The sequence below is a fragment of the Streptomyces sp. NPDC051183 genome (assembly GCF_040682455.1).
GTDB lineage: Bacteria > Actinomycetota > Actinomycetes > Streptomycetales > Streptomycetaceae > Streptomyces.
Genome location: NZ_JBFBBA010000013.1, coordinates 104,752 through 122,784, shown reverse-complemented (window position 1 = coordinate 122,784; position 18,033 = coordinate 104,752). Strand labels below are relative to the sequence as shown.

Genomic DNA, 18,033 nt, shown 5'->3' with positions numbered 1-18,033 from the left:
CTGCCGCCCCGCTCGCCCCCGTGGCCGTGCCCGGCGCTCCTGCCCTGCCCGCTGCCGCTGCCGTGTCCGCTGTTGCTGCCCAGTCCGCCGCCGTGGCCGCGCCCGGCGCTGCTGCCCCGCTCGCCGCCGTTGTCCGGCCCGGCGCCGTTGCCGTGCTCGCTGTTGTTGCCCGGCCCGGCGCCGTGGCCGTGCTCGCTGCCGTTGCCCGGCCCGGCGCTGCTGTCCAGTCCGCTGCCGTTGCCGGGCCCGGCGCTGCTGCCACGCCCGGTCTGCTGCGGCAGCGCCCCGGCGCCTCGGGCACGCCCGCTCAGGGCGCCGCCGATGCGGCTGCTGCCCCGCCCGGCGGTGCCGGGCCCGCCGCTGCCCCGTCCGGCGCCGTTGACGGGCCCGGCAGCGGCGCTGCCGTCGGGGCGGGGACCGTGGGGGCCGCGCGGTGAACGCCACCCTCCTCGCCGTCGGGCTCTGCCTCGCCTCCGCCGCCACCTACGCGACCGCCGCCGTCGCCCAGGAACGGCTCGCCCGCCGCGCCACCGCCCGCAGCGCCAAGTCCCTGCTCGGCAACCACGCCTGGTGGTGGTCGGCCGGGCTGAACGCCACCGCCGCACTCCTGCACGCGGCCGCCCTGCGCTACGGGCCCCTCACCCTGGTCCAGCCGCTCGGCGCCCTCACCCTCGTCGCCGCCGTCCCCCTGGGGGCGCACGGCGCCGGACGCCGGGTCGCCGCCACCGAGTGGCGGGGCACCCTGGCCACCGTCGTCGGGCTCGGCCTGCTCCTGCTTCCGGCCTCCGGACCGGCGCCCGACGACACCCTCACCCTGGCCGAGGCCCTCGCCGTCTCCGGCGCCACGGCCGCGGTGATCGTGCTGCTGACCGCACGCCGGGACACGCGCTCGGGGCTGCGTCACGCGACGGCGTCCGGGCTGGCCTCGGCGGCCGCCTCCGCCCTGACCCAGACCGTCGCCGTGGCGGCCGGCCGGGGCGGGGCCCTGCTCAGCGTCCGGGTCGTGTCGGTGGCCCTGCTCGTGGTGGTCTTCGCGGTCGGCGGGCTGCTGCTGTCCCAACGGGCCTACCGCGGCGGCCTCGGCGCACCCCTCGCGGTGGTCAACCTGGCCAACCCGCTGGCCGCGGCCGCGATCGGCATGGTCCTGCTCGGCGAACGCCTCCAGGGCGGCGCGCTCGGGGTCCTGCTGGCCGTCGCGGGCGCCCTCGCCGCGGCCCGCGGGGTCCTGCTGCTGACCCGTACGGCCCCGTCGGCCGTACCCGCGGCAGCCGCCGTACCCACCGCCCCGGCGGCGGCGATGACCCACGCGGCGGTGTGATCCGGCACGCCGCAGAACCGTTTCGGCCGGGCTCGCGTCCTCGAAGGCGAGTACGCGCACACGAACGAAGCGGAGTGAACGGGCATGGGGATAGTCAGCTGGATCGTCCTGGGACTGCTGGCCGGGGCGATAGCCAAGTTCCTGCTGCCCGGCCGCGACCCCGGCGGTCTGATCGGCACCACCCTCATCGGCATCGCCGGCGCCTTCATCGGCGGCTGGCTCTCGGCGAAGTTCCTGGACCGCACGGTCGAGAACGACTTCTTCGACCTCACCACCTGGACCTCCGCCATCACGGGCTCCCTGGTGCTGCTCGTCGGCTACCGCATCCTGTTCGGCAACTCCCGCGACTGAACCCCGCGGACCAGCTCATAGGCTGGGCCCGCACGGCGCGACGTACGAGCTGCGAGGAGCCCCGAACCGGATGAGCGTCACACCCGTCACACCAGTCACACCCGTCCCCACCGCCGACCTGTACGACGAGCACGGCGAAGGACTCGGCATCTGCACCACGCAGTTCCGCCCCTTCGGCGGCCGGCGGCTCTTCGCCGGGTCCGTTCGGACCCTCGCGTGCCACGAGGACAACGCCCTGCTGCGCGAGCTGGTCCACACGCCGGGCGGCGGCGCGGTCCTCGTGGTGGACGGGGGCGCCTCCCTGCACACCGCCCTGGTCGGAGACCTGCTCGCCGGCGCGGCGCAGCGCAACGGCTGGGCCGGTCTGATCATCAACGGCGCGGTACGGGACAGCGTGGCGCTCGGCGCCCTCGACCTCGGCATCAAGGCGCTCGGCACCGTCCCCCGCAAGAGCGGCAAGACCGGTGCGGGCACGGTGGACGAGCCCGTCACCATCGGCGGGCTCACCTTCCGCACCGGTGCCGTGGTGCACGCGGACGACGACGGCGTGGTGCTCCTCCCCGCCGCGGACTGAATCCCGCCACGGACGGGCGCGCCGCGCACCGGCGAGTTCCGGCCAGAGCCGGTCGCCGGCCCTGGCGGAGTCCGGCCGGGCCGGGTTTCACTGCGGGCCCATGAGACGACACAGGATCATGGGCCTGCTCGGCGCGCTCGCGCTGGCCACGGCCACCCTGGCCGCCGCGGGACCCGCGAGCGCGGCCGACCCCACCGGTTCCGGCGCGTCCGCCGTGGCCCGCGCGTCCACCGGTTCCACCGCGCCCGTCGCCCCCGCCGGAGCCACGACGACCCCGCCGGCGGAGTTCGGCACCGACTGGCACGACCCCCTCACCGCCGCCCCGCCCGTGGCCCGGCCCGCGACCCGGGCCTGCGATGTGACCCTGGCGGAGGCGCAGTTCCGGGACTACACCCCGTACCGCGGGAGCTACGCACCGCCCACGGCCTGCGGCGCGGGCACCTGGGCCAAGGTGGTGCTCCGCCTCGACGGCAAGGTCAAGGGCCGCCAGTACGACCGCCTCGGCCACCTCTCCGTCGGCGGGGTGCAGATCTTCCACACCTCCACCCCCGAGCCCTCGCCCGACGGGATCACCTGGTCCGTCGAGAAGGACGTCACCCACTACCGCGACACCCTCAGCCGTCCGCAGCCGGTCGAGATGCTCATCGGCAACGTCGTCAACGACACCTACACAGGCGTCATCGACGTCAAGGTCATCCTGACCTTCTTCGCCGCCGACGGCCGCAACCCGGCCCCCGCGACCCCCGACCGCGTGCTGCCGCTCACCGGCCCGACCGTCACCACCCCGCGCAACACCGAACGGCTCCTCGCCGAGGTGTACGCCACCGGCTCCGGCGGCGGCTGCGAGGAGTACTGGTACATGACCGCCCCCGACGCGGCCCCGTACTCCTGCAAGGCCGCCGACGGCCCCTACCGCGAGGTCCAGGTTTCCGTCGACGGGCAGCTCGCCGGACTCGCCGCGCCCTTCCCCAACGTATGGACCGGCGGCTGGTCCAACCCCTTCCTCTGGTACGTCACCCCCGGCCCCCGGGCCTTCGACGTCCAGCCGATCCGCTACGACCTCACCCCCTACGCCGCCGTCCTCAACGACGGCCTCCCGCACCGGATCGAAGTCCACGTCGCCGGGGTCCCGGCGGGCCAGAGCGGCTGGAAGGCCCCCGCCAACCTGCTGCTCTGGCAGGACGGGGCCCGCGAGGTCGTCACCGGCGCGCTGACCCGCCACGAGGAGGGCGCCCCGCAGGGCTCCTCGCGCTGGACGCCCGCCGCGCCCGGCGCCGAGCACCGCCTGGACACCGAAGGCGGCCACCGGCTCACCGTCGCCGGCCACCTCGACACCTCCCACGGCCGGGTCACCACCACCGTCACGCGGGCCGTGCGCAACACCTCCGTCCACCGCTGGACGGAGGGCGAGGACCGGGACGCGCTCGACGCCACCTGGACCGACGAGGAGACGGTGACCCGCGGGGCGACCGCCACCCGCACGCAGCGCACGTACACGATGGACGGCGAGACCACCCTCGGCGCCGGCGACCGGCTGCGCACCGTCCTCGCGCTCGGCGACCGCGCGGACACCGTCACCCTGCGCGGCGGCCGGCAGGTCGACTGGTCCCGACTGGACGACCGGTACACGGGTGACGCCTCGTACACGGCCAACGTCCCGCGCGACCAGCGGCACGCCGTCGGCACGACCAACGCCCGCTACCGGCTCCTCGGTTCGGGCGTGCCCGGCGGCTGCTACGACCGCACGGTGGCGACCGAGCAGGGCACCGTGACGGTGGACCGCCGACGCTGCTGACACCGGCGGCCCCTACGATGACCGCCCATGGAGAACAGTGAGGCCGGCAGACAGCTGATCGGCGGGCGCTTCGAACTGATCGCGCCCCTGGGCAGCGGCGGCATGGGAACGGTGTGGCGCGCCCGCGACATCGCATTGCACCGAGATGTCGCACTCAAAGAGGTGCGCCCGCCGGACCCGGCGACCGCCGCCGCCCAGCCCGGTCTCGCCGACCAACTGCGCGAACGGGCCGTCCGCGAGGCCCGCGCACTGGCCCGCCTCGCGCACCCGCACGTCGTCACGATCCACCACATCGTCGAGCCGGCCGACGGCGCCGAGGGACATCCGTGGATCGTGATGGAGCTGGTCAAGGGCGGCTCCCTGTACGACCGGCTGGCACCGGGGCCGATGCCGGTCGCGGAGGTGCTGCGGCTCGGGCTCGACGTGCTGTCGGCGCTGCGGGCCGCGCACGCCGAAGGGGTCCTGCACCGGGACGTGAAGCCGGCCAACGTGCTGCTGCGGCCCGACGGATCGGCCGTGCTCACCGACTTCGGGATCGCGGCGCTGCACGGGTCGACCGCGCTGACCTCGACCGGGGTCCTGATCGGCTCGCCGGAGTACATCGCACCGGAGCGGGTGCGGGGCGAGGAGGGACTGGCGGCCTCCGACCTGTGGTCGCTGGGCATGCTGCTGTACGTGGCCGCGGAGGGCGTCCACCCGCTGCGCCGGGCCACCAGTCTGGCCACGGTGGTCGCCGTGCTGGACGAGCCGATCCCCGCGCCGGTGCGGTCCGGACCGCTGGGGCCCGTACTGGAACGGCTGCTGGTACGGGACCCGGGCGCGCGTCCGGAAGGCGAGGAACTGGAAGCCCTGCTCCGGACCGCGAGCAGTGCTCTTGGCGGTGCCACCCCGGTCACGCCTCCGGTCGCCCTGGGCCAGTACGGTCCGCCGACGCCGCCCCCGATGCCGCCGCTGCCCGACCCCGGCCGGGCGGCGGGCCGGCCGCCGGGCCCGAACCCGTACGCGGCCACCGCGCCCCTCCCTGCCCAGGCCGCCCCGCGCCGGCGCCCGGCCCTGCTCGCCGCGCTGATCGCGGTGGTCCTCGCGGTCGGCGTGACCGGCGCCGTGAAGTGGCTCTCCGACAGGGACGACGACGGCGGCGACGCGAAGGGCGGTGCGACCCACTCGGCCTCGACCGCCCCGACGGGCCCGACCACCGGCCCGACGCCGTCCCCCAGCCCGACCCCGAAGGCGAGCACGCAGCAGACCGGCGGCCCCGTCGAGCCGGTCGATCCCCCCGAGGGGTCCCTGATCTCGCCCGCCAACATCCGCACCGCCATCGAGGCGCTGAAGCAGCAGACCGGCACCACCACCTTCGTGGACATGAAGGTCTACGACTCGTACGTGCTCGCCTCGATCCCCACCGCCCCCGGAGCCAGGACCGTCGACTCCTGGCAGTACCGCAACGGCGCCGCCAAGCGCAGCGGCCCGGCCGGAACGGTCAAGGAAGGCAAACCGCTGATCGACATGGCCACGGTCAACTGGGACGCCCTGCCCGCCCTCCTGGAGCAGTCCAAGCAGGACCTCGGCGTCCCGAACCCGACCTCGCGCTACATCAACGTCGAGATCTGGCAGGACGGGACGCCGTCCATGCGCCCCTACCTCAGCGACCCCTACGGCCAGGGCGGTTTTGTGCTCGCGGGTACCGATGGCAAGGTCAAGAGGGTCTACCGGAACTGACGAGGGAGCCCGGCCACCATGCCCACCTGGCGCAGCACGCTGACCGCGGCCGGGATACGCGACCCCCGGCTGCGGGACGACTACACGCACGCCGCCCGCCGCGTGCTGCGCCGCGAACCGGCCCCCTACCTGGCCCTGCGGCTGCTGGCCGCGCCGGCCCTGGTGCCCTGGCTCGCCGCCGGCCTCGCCTTCATGAACCGGGTCGACGACGTAGCCGAGACCGGCACCCCCGGACAACGGTCCCTCGGCCTCAAGGAGTTGGCCGCGGAGGTGGACTCCGCGCTGCGCGGCGGGCACAGCGCGGACCCGCTGCTGCGCGCCTACGCCCACGCGGTCGGCTCCCGCGGCCTGCCCGTCCACTGGGTCACGCGTTTCCTCGACGGCGCGGCCACGGCCGAAGCCGGCTTCGACGGGTTCGCCACCGAAGCGGACTTCCAGGAGTACCTCGACGCCTATGCCTGGCCCGGGGTGGTGATCTTCACCGGCCTCCAGTACCGGGGCGGCCCCGACGCCGAACAGGCCGCGGGCTGGCGGCGGTTCGTCGACGCCGCCCAGCAGGTCGACTTCCTCGCGGACCTCTCGGGGGACCTCGCGGACGGCCGCATGTGCCTCCCCGCCTCGCGCCTGGCCGAGCACTCCGTGACCCGCGCCGATCTGGAACGGGCCCGCGACACCCCGGCGGTGCGGGAGCTGCTCGCCGCCGAGTGCCGGCGCGCCCGTACCGCACTGGAGGCCGCCGACGGCATCCTCGCCCTCGCCGAACCCGGGCTGCGGCCGGTCATCGCCACCATGACGGAGCTCATGGAGCACCAGCTCACCGCCGTGGAGCGGGCCGGGGCCGGCGCCCTGCGCAAGGACATCGGCTACGGGGTGGCCGCACCCCTGCGCACCCTGGTCCGCGCCCGCGCCCGCGCCCGGGCGCGGAGACGGAGTACGGCAGCCTGAGCCTTCGACGGGCGCCGGTGCCGGTGCCGGTGCCGGTGCCGGTGCGCGAGGATGGCCGTACGCGAGAACCCGCCACCCGCCGGCCACCACCCTGGAGTGCCTGATGCCGCAGATCACCGTCGACTACTCGGCGTCCCTGTCCGATGCCTTCGACCGCCGGACCTTCGCGCTGTCCCTGCACGAGCTGACGGCGCGGATCGTCAGTACACCGCTCGACACCTGCAAGACGCGCTTCCGGCGCGTCGAGGAGGCCTACGTGGCCGACGGGGCGCCCGAGCACGCCGTCGTCCACGTGCAGTTGGGGCTCCTGCCGGGCCGCACCGAGGCGGTCAAGGCGGAGTTGAGCGAGGCGGTGCTCGAACTGCTGCGCAAGGCCACCGCCCCGGACGCCGCAGGCGCCACCGGGCTCATCGTGCACGCGACGGTGGACGTGTCCGAGCTGGGGGCGGCATACCGCAAGCACGTGGGGGCCTGAGGCCTGCCCACGTGCCGTTGCGGAACGTACCTCTGCTGGTCGGGCCGGTTCAGTACGGGCCGTTGACGTTGTCGATCGAGCCGTAGCGGGCGGCCGCGTAATTGCAGGCGGCGGTGATGTTGGCGACCGGGTCGTAGGAGTCCTGGGACGTGCCCGGGACGTGATAGGCGCGGAAGGTCGGGTCGATCACCTGGAGCAGTCCCTTGGAGGGAATGCCGGCCGCGGCGTTGGAGTCCCAGTTGTTGATGGCCAGCGGATTGCCGGAGGACTCCCGCATCACGTTGCGGTGAATTCCGTCGTAGCTGCCGGGAATTCCGTGCTGCGCCATGACGTCCAGGGACTCCCGGATCCAGCCGTCGAGGTTGTTCCCGTAGGTCTTGGCGGTCTTCGCGACGGCCTGAGTGGCCGTGGTGGTCTTCGCCTTCGCCTGGGTGCCGAGCGCCAGCTTGATGCCGGGACGGATGATGGACGGGTTGGCGCCGACGATGCTGCGGTTCGCCTCGTAGAGCTGCTTCCAGCCGCCGCTGATGGAGTGCTTCGCCGCGATCTCGGACAGGGTGTCACCGCTGACCACCGAGTACGTCGTGGGCGCGGCCGCGACCTCCGCCGCACCGGCCGTGGTCGCACTGATCAGCGGGAGGGCCAGTGCCGCGCCGCCCGTGCCGGCCAGGGCCAGCTTGCGGGTGATCGGGTTGTGCTTGGGCCGGCGGTGCTTTCCCTTTGCGGGCATGGCGGAATTCCTCACGTGCGGGGTACGGGAGAGCCCTGGTGGTGGCCGGATGAGGCAGCTGACCACCGGGAACGAGGCGACCGTAAGTGAGCCCGCGCGACCGGTACAAGAGTTGAATTTGACCCGGAGATCCACATCCCGCTATGGGCCCGGAGAATGACCTTGAAAAGGCCTTCGAGGAATTGCCAACTTTCCCGCCGGGAAAAGGGAATCGGCCCTTTCGGGGAAATGATGTTGAGGTGGCCCGCGTGACTCACATCACGGGCCGGAGGTCCGCCCCTCAATACGGGCAAGTCGCCCGTCCGCGTGCCTGATTCGGGCGACTGCCGCGTTAACCGCCAATACCTCATGCGGGGGCGTTTCGGACAATTGGCGGGGCCCGGGTCGCCCCGGGCCCCGCAGGGTTAGAACCCGGTGAGTTCCTTCAGGGCCGCCATGACCGAATCCGGGTGCGCCGGGAGCAGGGGGAGGCGGACGTCCGGGGTCGGGATGCGGCCCTGGGCGTGGAGCACCCCCTTGACGACCACCGGATTGGGCTCGGCGAAGACCGCGGCGGAGAGCCGGGCCAGGGCGTGGCCCAGCGAGCGGGCCCGGTCCGCGTCGCCCGCCCGCCAGGCCGCCGCGAGCTCCACGAACCGCGCCGTTTCGAGGTGCGCCGAGGCGAGGATCCCACCCGCCGCGCCGAGCGCCAGCAGCGGCGAGGCGAACGCGTCGTCGCCCGCCATCACGTCGAAACCGTCCGGCAGCCGACCCAGCAGCGCCACCGTCTCCTGGTCGATGCCGCCCGCCGCGTACTTCAGTCCGGCCACCCCGGCGAGCGACCCGACGGCCCGCAGGGCGTCCGCGTCGAGCGGCTGCCCGGTGCGGTACGGGATGTGATAGACGATCAGCGGTACGGGGCTCACCTCGGCCAGCCGCGTGAAGTGCGCCAGCGCCCCGGCCGCCGCCGGCCGGACGAACGACGGCACCGTCACCAGCGCGGCCCGCACCTCGGGCCACCGGGTCAGCCGGGCGAGCGACGCCTCCGCGGCCCGGGTGCCGCTCGCGCCGGCACCCACGGTCAGCAGTGCGCCGCGCTCCCGGCAGACCCGCGCGCAGACATCGGTGACGAGATCGCGCTCCGACTCGTCCAGGGCGGCGGTCTCGGCGGTGGTGCCGAGCGCCACGATCCCGGTGGCGCCCGCGTCGAGCACCTCGTGCGCGAGGGCTTCCAGGGCGTCGGCGGCGATGTCACCGCCGGCGGTGAAGGGGGTGATCAGGGGTACGTGGATCCCGTGCAGGGAGAGGTCCTGTCGCATGACGTCGAGCCTGGCGTGCCCGGAGCATCGAATCCAGTTCGCATTTCTTACGCGAACCGTAAGCTGAGCCGATGCTCGACGTACGACGCCTGCGCCTGCTGCGCGAACTGGCCCGCCGCGGGACCATCGCCGCCGTGGCCGAGGCCCTCTCCTTCAGCCCTTCGGCGGTGTCCCAGCAGCTCGGCGTCCTCGAACGCGAGGCCGGCCTGCCGCTGCTGGAGCGCACCGGCCGCCGGGTCCGGCTCACCCCCGCCGGGCAGAACCTGGTCCGCCACGCGGAAGCCGTGCTGGAGCGGTTGGAACAGGCCGACGCCGATCTCGCCGAGGCGCGCAGCGGCCTGGCCGGGGCGCTGCGGATCGGGGCCTTCCCCACCGCCACGCGTGCCATCGTCCCGGCCGCCCTGGTCATCCTGGCCCGCCGCCATCCGGCGCTGGAGCCGATGGTCTCGGAGACCGACCCGGCGGCGGTCGCGCACGCGCTGCGGGCCGGGGACCTGGACGTGGCCCTGGTCCACGAGTACGACTTCGTGCCGACCCCGGAGGAGCCCGGGCTGGCCACCGAGCCGCTGTACCGGGAGGCGATGTACCTGGCCGCACCGGCGACCGGCGGGGGGCCGGGCACGGGCACGGGCACGGGCCCGGGCCCGGGCCCGGGTGCGGGTGCGGGTGCGGGTGCGGGGCCCGGTGCGCAGCCGGGTGCGGTCCCAGGTCCCGGCCCCGACCAGGGCGCGGTTCTCCGTACGTACGCCGACGCGCCCTGGATCACCGCCACGCCCGGCACGCTCTGCCGGGCCATGGCGGTGCGGGCCTGCCAAGCCGCCGGGTTCACCCCGCGGGTCCGCCACCAGGTGGACGAGTTCGCCACCGTGCTCGCCCTGGTCGCGGCCGGGCAGGGCGTGGCGGTGGTGCCGCAGCTGGGGGTCGCGGGGCACGCGGACCCGGCCGTCGGCCTCACCCGGCTGCTCATGGAGCGCCGTACGAAGGTCGCCTTCCGCAGCGGAGCCGCCGCCCATCCGGCCGTGGCCGCCTTCGGCGCGGCGCTGCGAGAGGCACTTCCGCCGGAGTTGGCCGGATCACGCGCCGGGATGTGACACAACTCCCTTATGCGGTGGTGTCCGTGTACGTTGCTCATGGGATTCGAACTAGATCGAGATCGGGGTAGCACGTGACGCATCGCGTACGAGGGGTCATCGCCCGGAGCAAGGGCGCACCGGTGGAGACGACCACGATCCTCGTGCCCGACCCGGGACCCGGCGAGGCGCTGGTCCGGGTCCAGGCCTGCGGGGTCTGCCACACCGACCTGCACTACCGCGAGGGCGGGATCAACGACGAGTTCCCCTTCCTGCTCGGCCACGAGGCCGCCGGAATCGTCGAATCCGTCGGCCCGGACGTCACCTCCGTCGCCCCCGGCGACTTCGTCGTCCTCAACTGGCGGGCGGTGTGCGGGAACTGCCGGGCGTGCAAGCGCGGCCGCCCCTGGTACTGCTTCGCCACGCACAACGCCACCCAGCCCATGACCCTGGAGGACGGCACCCCGCTGTCGCCCGCCCTCGGCATCGGGGCCTTCGCCGAGAAGACCCTGGTCGCGGCCGGGCAGTGCACCAAGGTCGACCCGGCCGCCGCGCCCGCCGCCGCCGGGCTACTGGGCTGCGGTGTGATGGCCGGCCTCGGCGCGGCCCTGAACACGGGCAATGTCGGCCGCGGCGACTCCGTCGCCGTCATCGGCTGCGGGGGAGTGGGCAACGCGGCCGTCGCCGGTGCCCGGCTGGCCGGGGCATCGCGGATCATCGCCGTCGACCTGGACGACCGGAAGCTGGAGTGGGCGCGGGGCCTGGGCGCCACGCACACCGTCAACGGCCGCACCGAGGACGTGGTCAAGGCCATCCAGGGCCTGACCGGCGGAAACGGCGCCGACGTGGTCATCGAGGCCGTGGGCCGCCCCGAGACCTACCGGCAGGCCTTCTACGCGCGCGACCTGGCGGGCACGGTGGTCCTGGTCGGCGTCCCGACCCCGGACATGAAGCTGGAGCTCCCGCTCATCGACGTCTTCGGGCGCGGTGGCGCCCTCAAGTCCTCCTGGTACGGGGACTGCCTGCCCGAGCGGGACTTCCCGCTGCTCATCGACCTCTACCTGCAGGGCCGCCTCGACCTGGACGCCTTCGTGTCCGAGAAGATCCCGCTGGACGGGGTCGAGGACGCCTTCGCGCGGATGGAGCGCGGCGAAGTGCTCCGGTCGGTGGTCGAGTTCTGACGGCCCACCCGTAAGGCCCGAGCCCCAACTGGGACCCGTACTAGAATCGGGCGGACCTCACCCCGCGCCCGGCCGCGACCCGGTCGGAGCGCGGGTCTCCGCACCTCCTCGTACCCCAGGGGCCGTCCGTGACCACCGCGCACACCTACCGTCAGCCCGGCACCGTCCTGACGGACCACCACTTCACCGTGCCGCTCGACCACGACCGGCCCGACGGCGAGCGGATCGAGCTGTACGCGCGCGAGGTCGTCGCCACCGGCAAGGACCCGGCCGCGCTGCCGTGGCTGCTGTACCTGGAGGGCGGCCCCGGCTTCGGCGCCCGGCGGTTCATCGGCCGCCAGGCCTGGCTGGAGCGGGCCCTGACCGAGTATCGGGTGCTGCTCCTCGACCAGCGCGGAACGGGCCGCTCCACCCCGGTCAACCGGCAGACCCTGCCCCTGCGCGGCACGCCCGCGGAGCAGGCCGAGTACCTCGCCCACTTCCGCTCCGACTCGATCGTGCGCGACGCCGAGGCGATCCGCCCCGCCCTGACCGGCGGCGCGCCCTGGACCGTGCTCGGCCAGAGCTTCGGCGGCTTCTGCGCCACCCGTTACCTGAGCACGGCCCCCGAGGGGCTCACCGCCGCCGTGATCACCGGCGGCCTCCCCTCGCTGACCGCCACCGCCGAAGAGGTGTACGAGGCGGCCTATCCCCGCATGGAGCACAAGAGCCGCGCGCACTACGCCCGCTACCCCATGGACGTGGAGCGGGCCCGGCGCATCGCCGCCCACCTCGCCGAGCACCCGGCCGAACTCCCCGGCGGCCACCGCCTCACCGTCGAGGCCTTCCAGTCCCTCGGAATCCTCCTCGGCACGGGCGACGGCAGCCACCAGCTGCACTACCTCCTGGAGGACGCCTTCGTCCCGACCCCGGCCGGGCCGGCCCTCTCCGACGCCTTCCTGGAGGACGTCCGCGGGCTCCTCTCCTTCGCCGGGCACCCCCTCTACGCGCTGCTCCACGAGTCGATCTACGCACAGGACCCCGCCGCCCCGACCGGCTGGGCGGCCGACCGGGTGCGTGCCCGCCACGCCCGCTTCGACGCCGCGAAGACCCTCGCGGGCGACGAGCCCCTGCTCTTCACCGCCGAGAACGTCCACCCCTGGCACTTCACCACCGACCCGGCCCTGGCCCCGCTGCGCGAGACCGCCGAGGTGCTGGCTGCCCGTACCGGCTGGGCGCCCCTCTACGACCCGGCGCGGCTGGCCGAGAACGAAGTACCGGTGGCCGCCGCCGTCTACCACGACGACCTCTACGTGGACACCGGGCACTCCCTGGAGACGGCGCGCGCGATCCGGGGCCTGCGGACCTGGGTCACCGACGAGTTCGAGCACGACGGGGTCCGGGCCGGCGGCCCGCGCGTACTGGACCGGCTGCTGGCCCTCGTACGGGACGACCTGGCCCGGTAGCGGGCGGGCCGATCAGTCCCGGGCCTCGTCGAGCAGGATCCGCGCAAGTTCCGCCGGTTCGGAGAACATCGGCCAGTGGCCTGTGTCCATCTCGACCAGCCGCCAGCGCTCGCTCTTCAGCAGCAGGGCCACGTCCTCGGTGGGCTCGGGGCCGTCCAGCAGGCACTTGACGTACGTCGTCGGAAGGTCGCCCAGCGGCCCTGCCAGGACGGCCGGCTCCGAGAGCGAGGCGCCGGGGTGCGGAGTCGAGCCGCTCACGAGGCGGGATATCTGCTCCCCGGTGAGCCCCTGGCCCTCGAACTCGGCGGCCGTCTGCGGGGCCCAGAAGCCGCCGTTCCCCGCCAGCTCGGCCTCCATCGCGGCCGGGCCCTGCCACCAGGCGGAGACGAAGGACTCTCCGTGGGCCGGCACGCAGGCGTCGACGAACACCACGTGCTTGAGGCGGTCGCCGATGCGTTCGGCGGCCTGCCCGACGGGAATGCCCGCATAGCTGTGCCCGACCAGGACGACATCGCACAGATCGCGGCGCTCGATCTCCTCCACTATGTCCTGGACATGGGTCTGCTGCCCGGCAGCAGCCGCCCCCCGCTTCTCGGCGACCCCGGACAGCGTGACCGGATGGACCCCGTGACCGGCCCCGCGCAGCTGCGCGGCCACCTCGTCCCAGGCCCGAGCCCCGAGCCAAGCACCTGCCACCAGTACGAATTCAGTCATGATGGCAACGTAGCCGACGGGTCCGACAACGGCCCCGACGCCGCTGCCGGTTCCACGAACGCGCGCCTCAGATGGGCCGTGGCCAGCAGCGCACCGCGCTCCGAGGCCCGGGCCAGCAGGGCCCGGCGCGAGGTGCGCGCCGCCTCCCGGTCGCGTTCGTGGGAGTACGGCACGGCCGGACTGCCCAACTGCACGGCATGCACCAGCACATCACCGGTCACCAGCACTTCCCGCGACCCGTCCGCCCCCTCCACGATCACGGACTGGTGCCCCGGCGTGTGACCCGGCGTCGGCAGCAGGGTCAGGCCGGGGGCGAGCCGGTGGAGCCCGTCCACCTCGTGCAGCCGCCCAGCGGCCCGCAGTGGGGCCACCGCCCAGTCCCACACCGGGTCCGCCCGGTCCAGCGCCGCCACCTCCGCGCGCTGTACGACGTACCGCGCCTCGGGGAAGAACGGCCGATCGGCCGCGTCCCTGACCCACCCCGCATGGTCCTCGTGCAGGTGGGTCAGGACCACGGCCTCCACGTCCGCCGGGTCGATCCCCGCCTGCGCGAGGGCCGCGGGCAGCCGGCCCGGCACCGGGGCCCAGCCGGCGGCCGGCCCGTGCGCGGGGCCGACCCCGGCGTCGACCAGGACCCACCGGCCGCCCGGCCGGGAGACGGCGAAGCACCGGAAGTCCAGGCGCCACGAACCGTCCGGCCCGGCCGCACCCGGGTCCAGGGCGACCGCCCGGGCCCAGTCCTCGGCGCTCGCCCCGGGGAAGGCGGTGCGCGCCGGTTCGAAGAACGTCCCGGTGCTGTCGAGCAGGGCAATGACCCTCCCGTATCTGTCCATTCGCCTATTGTGCGACGTATGAGCGAACAACGATCCGATCAGCCGAGTCCCTTGCAGACCATGCCCACCGACTGGACGCGCGCCCTCGCCGTCGTCGCCCACCCCGACGACCTGGAGTACGGCTGCGCGGCCGCCATCGCGGACTGGACGGACGGAGGCCGGGAGGTCGTCTACGTCCTCGCCACGCGCGGCGAGGCGGGCATCGACACCCTCGCCCCCGAGGCCTGCGGTCCGCTGCGCGAGGCGGAGCAGCGCGCGAGCGCGGCCGTGGTGGGCGTATCCGAAGTGGAGTTCCTCGACCACCGCGACGGGATCGTCGAGTACGGCCTGGACCTGCGCCGCGACATCGCGGCCGCCATCCGCCGGCACCGCCCGGAGCTGATCATCACCCTCAACCACCGCGACACTTGGGGCGGGGAGGGCGGCGGCGGCTTCTGGAACACGCCCGACCACAAGGCCGTCGGCCGGGCCACCCTGGACGCGGCCGGCGACGCCGGCAACCGGTGGATCTTCCCCGAACTCATCAGCGAGCAGGGCCTGGAGCCCTGGGACGGGGTGCGCTGGGTCGCGGTGGCCGGCTCCAGCACGCCGACGCACGCGGCCGACGCCGGGCCCGGCCTGGAGCGTTCCGTCAAGTCCCTGCTGGAGCACAAGGCGTACATCGAGGGGCTCACCGAGCAGGACCCCGAGGAGTACGTGCGCACCTTCCTGACGGGCAACGCCCAGCAGGCGGCGGCCCGGTTCGGCGGCCGCCCGGCAGTGCCGTTCGAGGTCTTCCCGCGCTGATCGGTGCCCCCTAGGGTGACGGGGTGATCGACACCATCAGCACGGAGATCGCGGAGAGTGAGGAGCGGATCCGTCTGGACGTCGCGGACGGGATCGCGTTCCTCACCCTGTGCCGGCCGGACAAACTCAACGGCTGGAGCTGGGAGTCCACCCGCCAGCTGGGCCTGCTGGCGGACCGGATCCGCTTCGATCCCGGGGCACGCGTCGTCCTGCTGCGGGCCGAGGGCCGGGCGTTCTGCGCGGGCATCGACGTGACCGCCCCGGGCGGGGCGATCACGGGGGAGTCCGGGGCGGAGCGGACCCGGAACTACTACGAGGGCATCCGCTGGGTCCACGAGCGCTTCGCCGTCCTGGCCCGCCTCCCGCAGCCCGTGGTGGCCGCGGTCCAGGGGTACTGCCTGGGCTTCGGCTTCGAGCTGGCCCTGATGGCCGACATCCGGGTGGCGGCGGACGACGCCGTCTTCGCCCTGCCGGAGGCCGGTCTGGGCGTGGCGGTGGACGCGGGCGGAGACCTGCGCATAGCCCGGGAGGCGGGCGCGGGCTGGGCCAAGTTCCTCGCGCTGACCGGACGCCGGATCGACGCCGTCACCGCCGAGCGCCTGAACCTCGTCCAACTGGTCGTCCCGCCTGCGGATTTGGCACAGACCGCGCGATCGGTGGCGGCGGAGATCGCGGCGAACGCCCCGCTCGCGGTCCAGGGCATCAAGCGGGCGGTCGACGGCTTCGCGGACGCGGCCCTGCCGGCGGCCCTCGACCGCGTCGCGATGACCGCGGCCCTCACCCTCACCTCGGACGACTGCCGCGAGGGCTACTCCGCCAAGGCGGCGCGCCGCCCCCCGCACTTCACCGGAGGCTGAGGACGGGGCGGACCGAGAACGCGTCCCAGGCGTCCTCCCCGTCCGGACCGTGGACGAACTCGGCCATCGCGGGGTTGGTGTTGGCGGTGGCCAGCGGAAGCCACTCCCGCAGCCTGCCGTAGCCGCCGCAGACGGCCTCTCCGCCGTCCCCGCCGTGCACGGCGCGCCCACCGCTGCTCAGTTCGGCGGTGTAGACGTCGTGGGCGATGCGCAGCCCGAAGGCGTTCCGCTCGCGCAGCGGCCCGGTGCCGTCGCGGCCGTCGCCGCCGTCGCCGTACGGAGCGGCGTCGAGGGGGTACGCATCGCCCCACCGGAAGAGCGTGGTGGCGCCGGCCCCGCAGGCGTGCTCCCACTCGTCGGCGTCGGGCATCCGCAGCCCGCGCGCGGCCAGCACCGCGGTCATGTCGGACGGGAGCTCGGTCAGTTGCTCCTCCTCGACGGCCATGAGCACCGCAGCCGGCTCCGCGGTACGGGGCGGGCTGAGCTCGCCGGCGAGGTGGGTCTTGAGGTCGGGTGCGCAGGCGAAGCCCTCGGCCAGGCACTCCTCGTAGTCCGCTACCTGCTCCGGGGTCGGCCGCCATGCCTCCAGGTCGAACCCGAGCCGCACCCGCCCGCCGGGTATCAGCGCGAACTCCCGCCCGTCCCGCTCGATGAGCGCGCGGTGCAGCGGCGCCCCGAGATGCCCGACGGTCTCGACGAGGGTCACCCGGCCGTCCGCCTGCGCCGCGGCCTCCCCGGCCAGCCGCCGGGCGGTCGCGAGGTCGAAGGTGCGCCATTGGGCGAGGGTCAGTTCGGCGAGAGTCATGCCGGCATCGTGCCAGCGGGCACTGACAGCGCCGGGCGCGCTACTCCTGCGGCCCCGCCGCGGTCGGCCGCGCCGCGAAGGGTCCCCGGCCCAACTGCTCCCGGACCGGGACCACCTCGGGGTTCACCAGGGCCCGGCGCTGCCAGTTCGCGCCGTCCACCACCAGGGTGTGTCCCGTGATGAAGCGGGCGTAGGGCGAGGCCAGGAAGGTGGCCGCCCAGCCCAGTTCCCGCGGCGCGCCGACCCGCAGGGCGGGCTGCCGGGCGTCCTTGGCGTCGGGAGCGGCCCGCTCCAGGCCGCCGCGGATGTCCTCGGTCATGTCGGCGTGCGGGAACAGCCCGGGCACCAGGCCGTTGATCTGAATGCCATACGGGCCCCACTCGACGGCGAGCGTCTCCACCAGGTTCTTCACCCCGGCCTTCGCCGCCGCGCTGTGGGCGAAGCCCGGCCCGCCGGTCCAGGCGTACGAGGCGCCGATGTTCACGATCGACCCGGCGCTGCCCTCGGCGAGGTGGCGCCGGCCGAACTCGCGGGTCATGAACCAGGTACCCGTAAGGGTGATGTCGACGACCGCCCGCCAGGCGTTCGGGGACAGGTCCTCCGCCGGGCAGGGGAAGTTGGCGGCCGCGTTGTTGACCAGCACGTCCGGCAGTCCGAAGGCCGCCCCGGCCGCGTCGAAGGCCGCCGCGACCCGCTCAGGGTCCCGGATGTCGCAGACGGCCGCGGTCACCCGGCCCGCGCCGGGTACGGCGGCGAGTTCCTCCCGCGCCGACTTCAGCTGCCCGGCGCGGCGCCCGGCGATCACCAGATCCGCGCCGAGCCGGGCGAACTCGGTCGCGATGGCCTTGCCCAGCCCGGTGCCGCCGCCGGTGACGAGGACCACCCGGCCCGCGTACGTGCCCCGCGGGAGCGCGGCGGCGCCGAGCGGCGGCGGGGCGGGCAGCCCCGGCAGCCCCGGCAGCCCGGTCGGTCCGGGCAGGGCGCTTCCGGGTGCCACGCTGTTCTCGGGGGGATGCATGGGCCCATCGATAGCGTGCCGAGGTCCAGATCTCCATGGCCGCGACCGCGGAGCGCCCGATTCCGGCCGCTCCGATTCCTGTCGGCCGGGTTCCCAAGGACACAAGCGACCGCTTAGTA

The 18,033-nt window shown here is 74.4% G+C and carries 18 protein-coding genes; 12 read left to right on the top strand and 6 right to left on the bottom strand.

The annotated features are described in order from the left end of the window. Positions 1–433: 433 nt before the first annotated feature. The 7 genes from AB0M99_RS14325 to AB0M99_RS14295 all read left to right on the top strand — a co-directional run bounded on the left by AB0M99_RS14325 (position 434) and on the right by AB0M99_RS14295 (position 7,177). A complete protein-coding gene (locus tag AB0M99_RS14325) occupies positions 434–1,318 on the top strand; it encodes a hypothetical protein (protein WP_365920035.1) in 885 nt (294 codons plus the stop codon). 84 nt (positions 1,319–1,402) lie between these two features. After that, positions 1,403–1,669: a GlsB/YeaQ/YmgE family stress response membrane protein gene (locus tag AB0M99_RS14320; protein ID WP_365920033.1), complete on the top strand. Its 267-nt coding sequence runs from the start codon at positions 1,403–1,405 to the stop codon at positions 1,667–1,669. Between the two features lie 70 nt (positions 1,670–1,739). After that, positions 1,740–2,243 (top strand): ribonuclease E activity regulator RraA, encoded by a 504-nt coding sequence (rraA, locus tag AB0M99_RS14315; RefSeq protein WP_365920031.1) that lies wholly within the window; start codon positions 1,740–1,742, stop codon positions 2,241–2,243. A gap of 214 nt (positions 2,244–2,457) precedes the next feature. Continuing rightward, positions 2,458–4,038, top strand: a complete 1,581-nt coding sequence (locus AB0M99_RS14310) for a peptide-N4-asparagine amidase (RefSeq protein ID WP_365920155.1) — start codon at positions 2,458–2,460, stop codon at positions 4,036–4,038. A gap of 27 nt (positions 4,039–4,065) precedes the next feature. Further along, positions 4,066–5,757 (top strand): serine/threonine-protein kinase, encoded by a 1,692-nt coding sequence (locus tag AB0M99_RS14305; RefSeq protein ID WP_365920029.1) that lies wholly within the window; start codon positions 4,066–4,068, stop codon positions 5,755–5,757. An 18-nt stretch (positions 5,758–5,775) separates the two neighbouring features. Beyond that, complete coding sequence (locus AB0M99_RS14300; RefSeq protein WP_365920027.1) at positions 5,776–6,702, top strand: squalene/phytoene synthase family protein; 927 nt, start codon at positions 5,776–5,778, stop codon at positions 6,700–6,702. A gap of 103 nt (positions 6,703–6,805) precedes the next feature. Further along, complete coding sequence (locus AB0M99_RS14295; RefSeq protein ID WP_365920025.1) at positions 6,806–7,177, top strand: isomerase; 372 nt, start codon at positions 6,806–6,808, stop codon at positions 7,175–7,177. A 49-nt stretch (positions 7,178–7,226) separates the two neighbouring features. Here the strand turns inward: AB0M99_RS14295 and AB0M99_RS14290 are convergent, their stop codons facing one another. Both AB0M99_RS14290 and AB0M99_RS14285 read right to left on the bottom strand, forming a co-directional pair. Then, the gene (locus tag AB0M99_RS14290) at positions 7,227–7,907 is read right to left on the bottom strand and encodes a LysM peptidoglycan-binding domain-containing protein (protein ID WP_365920023.1); all 681 of its coding nucleotides are present in this window, start codon (positions 7,905–7,907) and stop codon (positions 7,227–7,229) included. A gap of 404 nt (positions 7,908–8,311) precedes the next feature. After that, a complete protein-coding gene (locus AB0M99_RS14285) occupies positions 8,312–9,205 on the bottom strand; it encodes a dihydrodipicolinate synthase family protein (protein WP_365920022.1) in 894 nt (297 codons plus the stop codon). Positions 9,206–9,276: 71 nt separating this feature from the next. On the opposite strand from AB0M99_RS14285, the gene AB0M99_RS14280 reads away from it, so the two are divergent. From AB0M99_RS14280 to AB0M99_RS14270, 3 genes are all read left to right on the top strand, one after another. Further along, positions 9,277–10,296, top strand: a complete 1,020-nt coding sequence (locus AB0M99_RS14280; RefSeq protein WP_365920020.1) for a LysR substrate-binding domain-containing protein — start codon at positions 9,277–9,279, stop codon at positions 10,294–10,296. Positions 10,297–10,370: 74 nt separating this feature from the next. Then, positions 10,371–11,456 carry an S-(hydroxymethyl)mycothiol dehydrogenase gene (locus AB0M99_RS14275; protein WP_365920018.1) on the top strand — a complete coding sequence of 362 codons (1,086 nt, stop codon included), beginning with the start codon at positions 10,371–10,373 and terminating at the stop codon, positions 11,454–11,456. Between the two features lie 128 nt (positions 11,457–11,584). Continuing rightward, complete coding sequence (locus tag AB0M99_RS14270; protein ID WP_365920016.1) at positions 11,585–12,901, top strand: alpha/beta fold hydrolase; 1,317 nt, start codon at positions 11,585–11,587, stop codon at positions 12,899–12,901. A gap of 12 nt (positions 12,902–12,913) precedes the next feature. On the opposite strand, the gene AB0M99_RS14265 is transcribed toward AB0M99_RS14270, so the two are convergent. Next, positions 12,914–13,615 carry an alpha/beta hydrolase gene (locus AB0M99_RS14265; protein WP_365920014.1) on the bottom strand — a complete coding sequence of 234 codons (702 nt, stop codon included), beginning with the start codon at positions 13,613–13,615 and terminating at the stop codon, positions 12,914–12,916. Beyond that, positions 13,612–14,448 (bottom strand): MBL fold metallo-hydrolase, encoded by an 837-nt coding sequence (locus tag AB0M99_RS14260; protein WP_365920012.1) that lies wholly within the window; start codon positions 14,446–14,448, stop codon positions 13,612–13,614. The genes AB0M99_RS14265 and AB0M99_RS14260 overlap by 4 nt, the downstream gene beginning before the upstream one ends. A gap of 18 nt (positions 14,449–14,466) precedes the next feature. Here AB0M99_RS14260 and AB0M99_RS14255 point away from each other — a divergent pair, with 18 nt between their 5' ends. Both AB0M99_RS14255 and AB0M99_RS14250 read left to right on the top strand, forming a co-directional pair. Then, positions 14,467–15,234 (top strand): PIG-L family deacetylase, encoded by a 768-nt coding sequence (locus AB0M99_RS14255; RefSeq protein ID WP_365920010.1) that lies wholly within the window; start codon positions 14,467–14,469, stop codon positions 15,232–15,234. 23 nt (positions 15,235–15,257) lie between these two features. Then, the gene (locus AB0M99_RS14250; RefSeq protein ID WP_365920008.1) at positions 15,258–16,091 is read left to right on the top strand and encodes an enoyl-CoA hydratase/isomerase family protein; all 834 of its coding nucleotides are present in this window, start codon (positions 15,258–15,260) and stop codon (positions 16,089–16,091) included. Here the strand turns inward: AB0M99_RS14250 and AB0M99_RS14245 are convergent. Then, on the bottom strand, positions 16,078–16,896 hold the full coding sequence (locus tag AB0M99_RS14245; protein ID WP_365920006.1) for a hypothetical protein: 819 nt from the start codon (positions 16,894–16,896) through the stop codon (positions 16,078–16,080). The genes AB0M99_RS14250 and AB0M99_RS14245 overlap by 14 nt on opposite strands. Positions 16,897–16,936: 40 nt before the next feature. Next, entirely contained in the window at positions 16,937–17,914 is a 978-nt protein-coding gene (locus tag AB0M99_RS14240) for an SDR family oxidoreductase (protein ID WP_365920004.1), read from the bottom strand. Positions 17,915–18,033 lie beyond the last annotated feature (119 nt).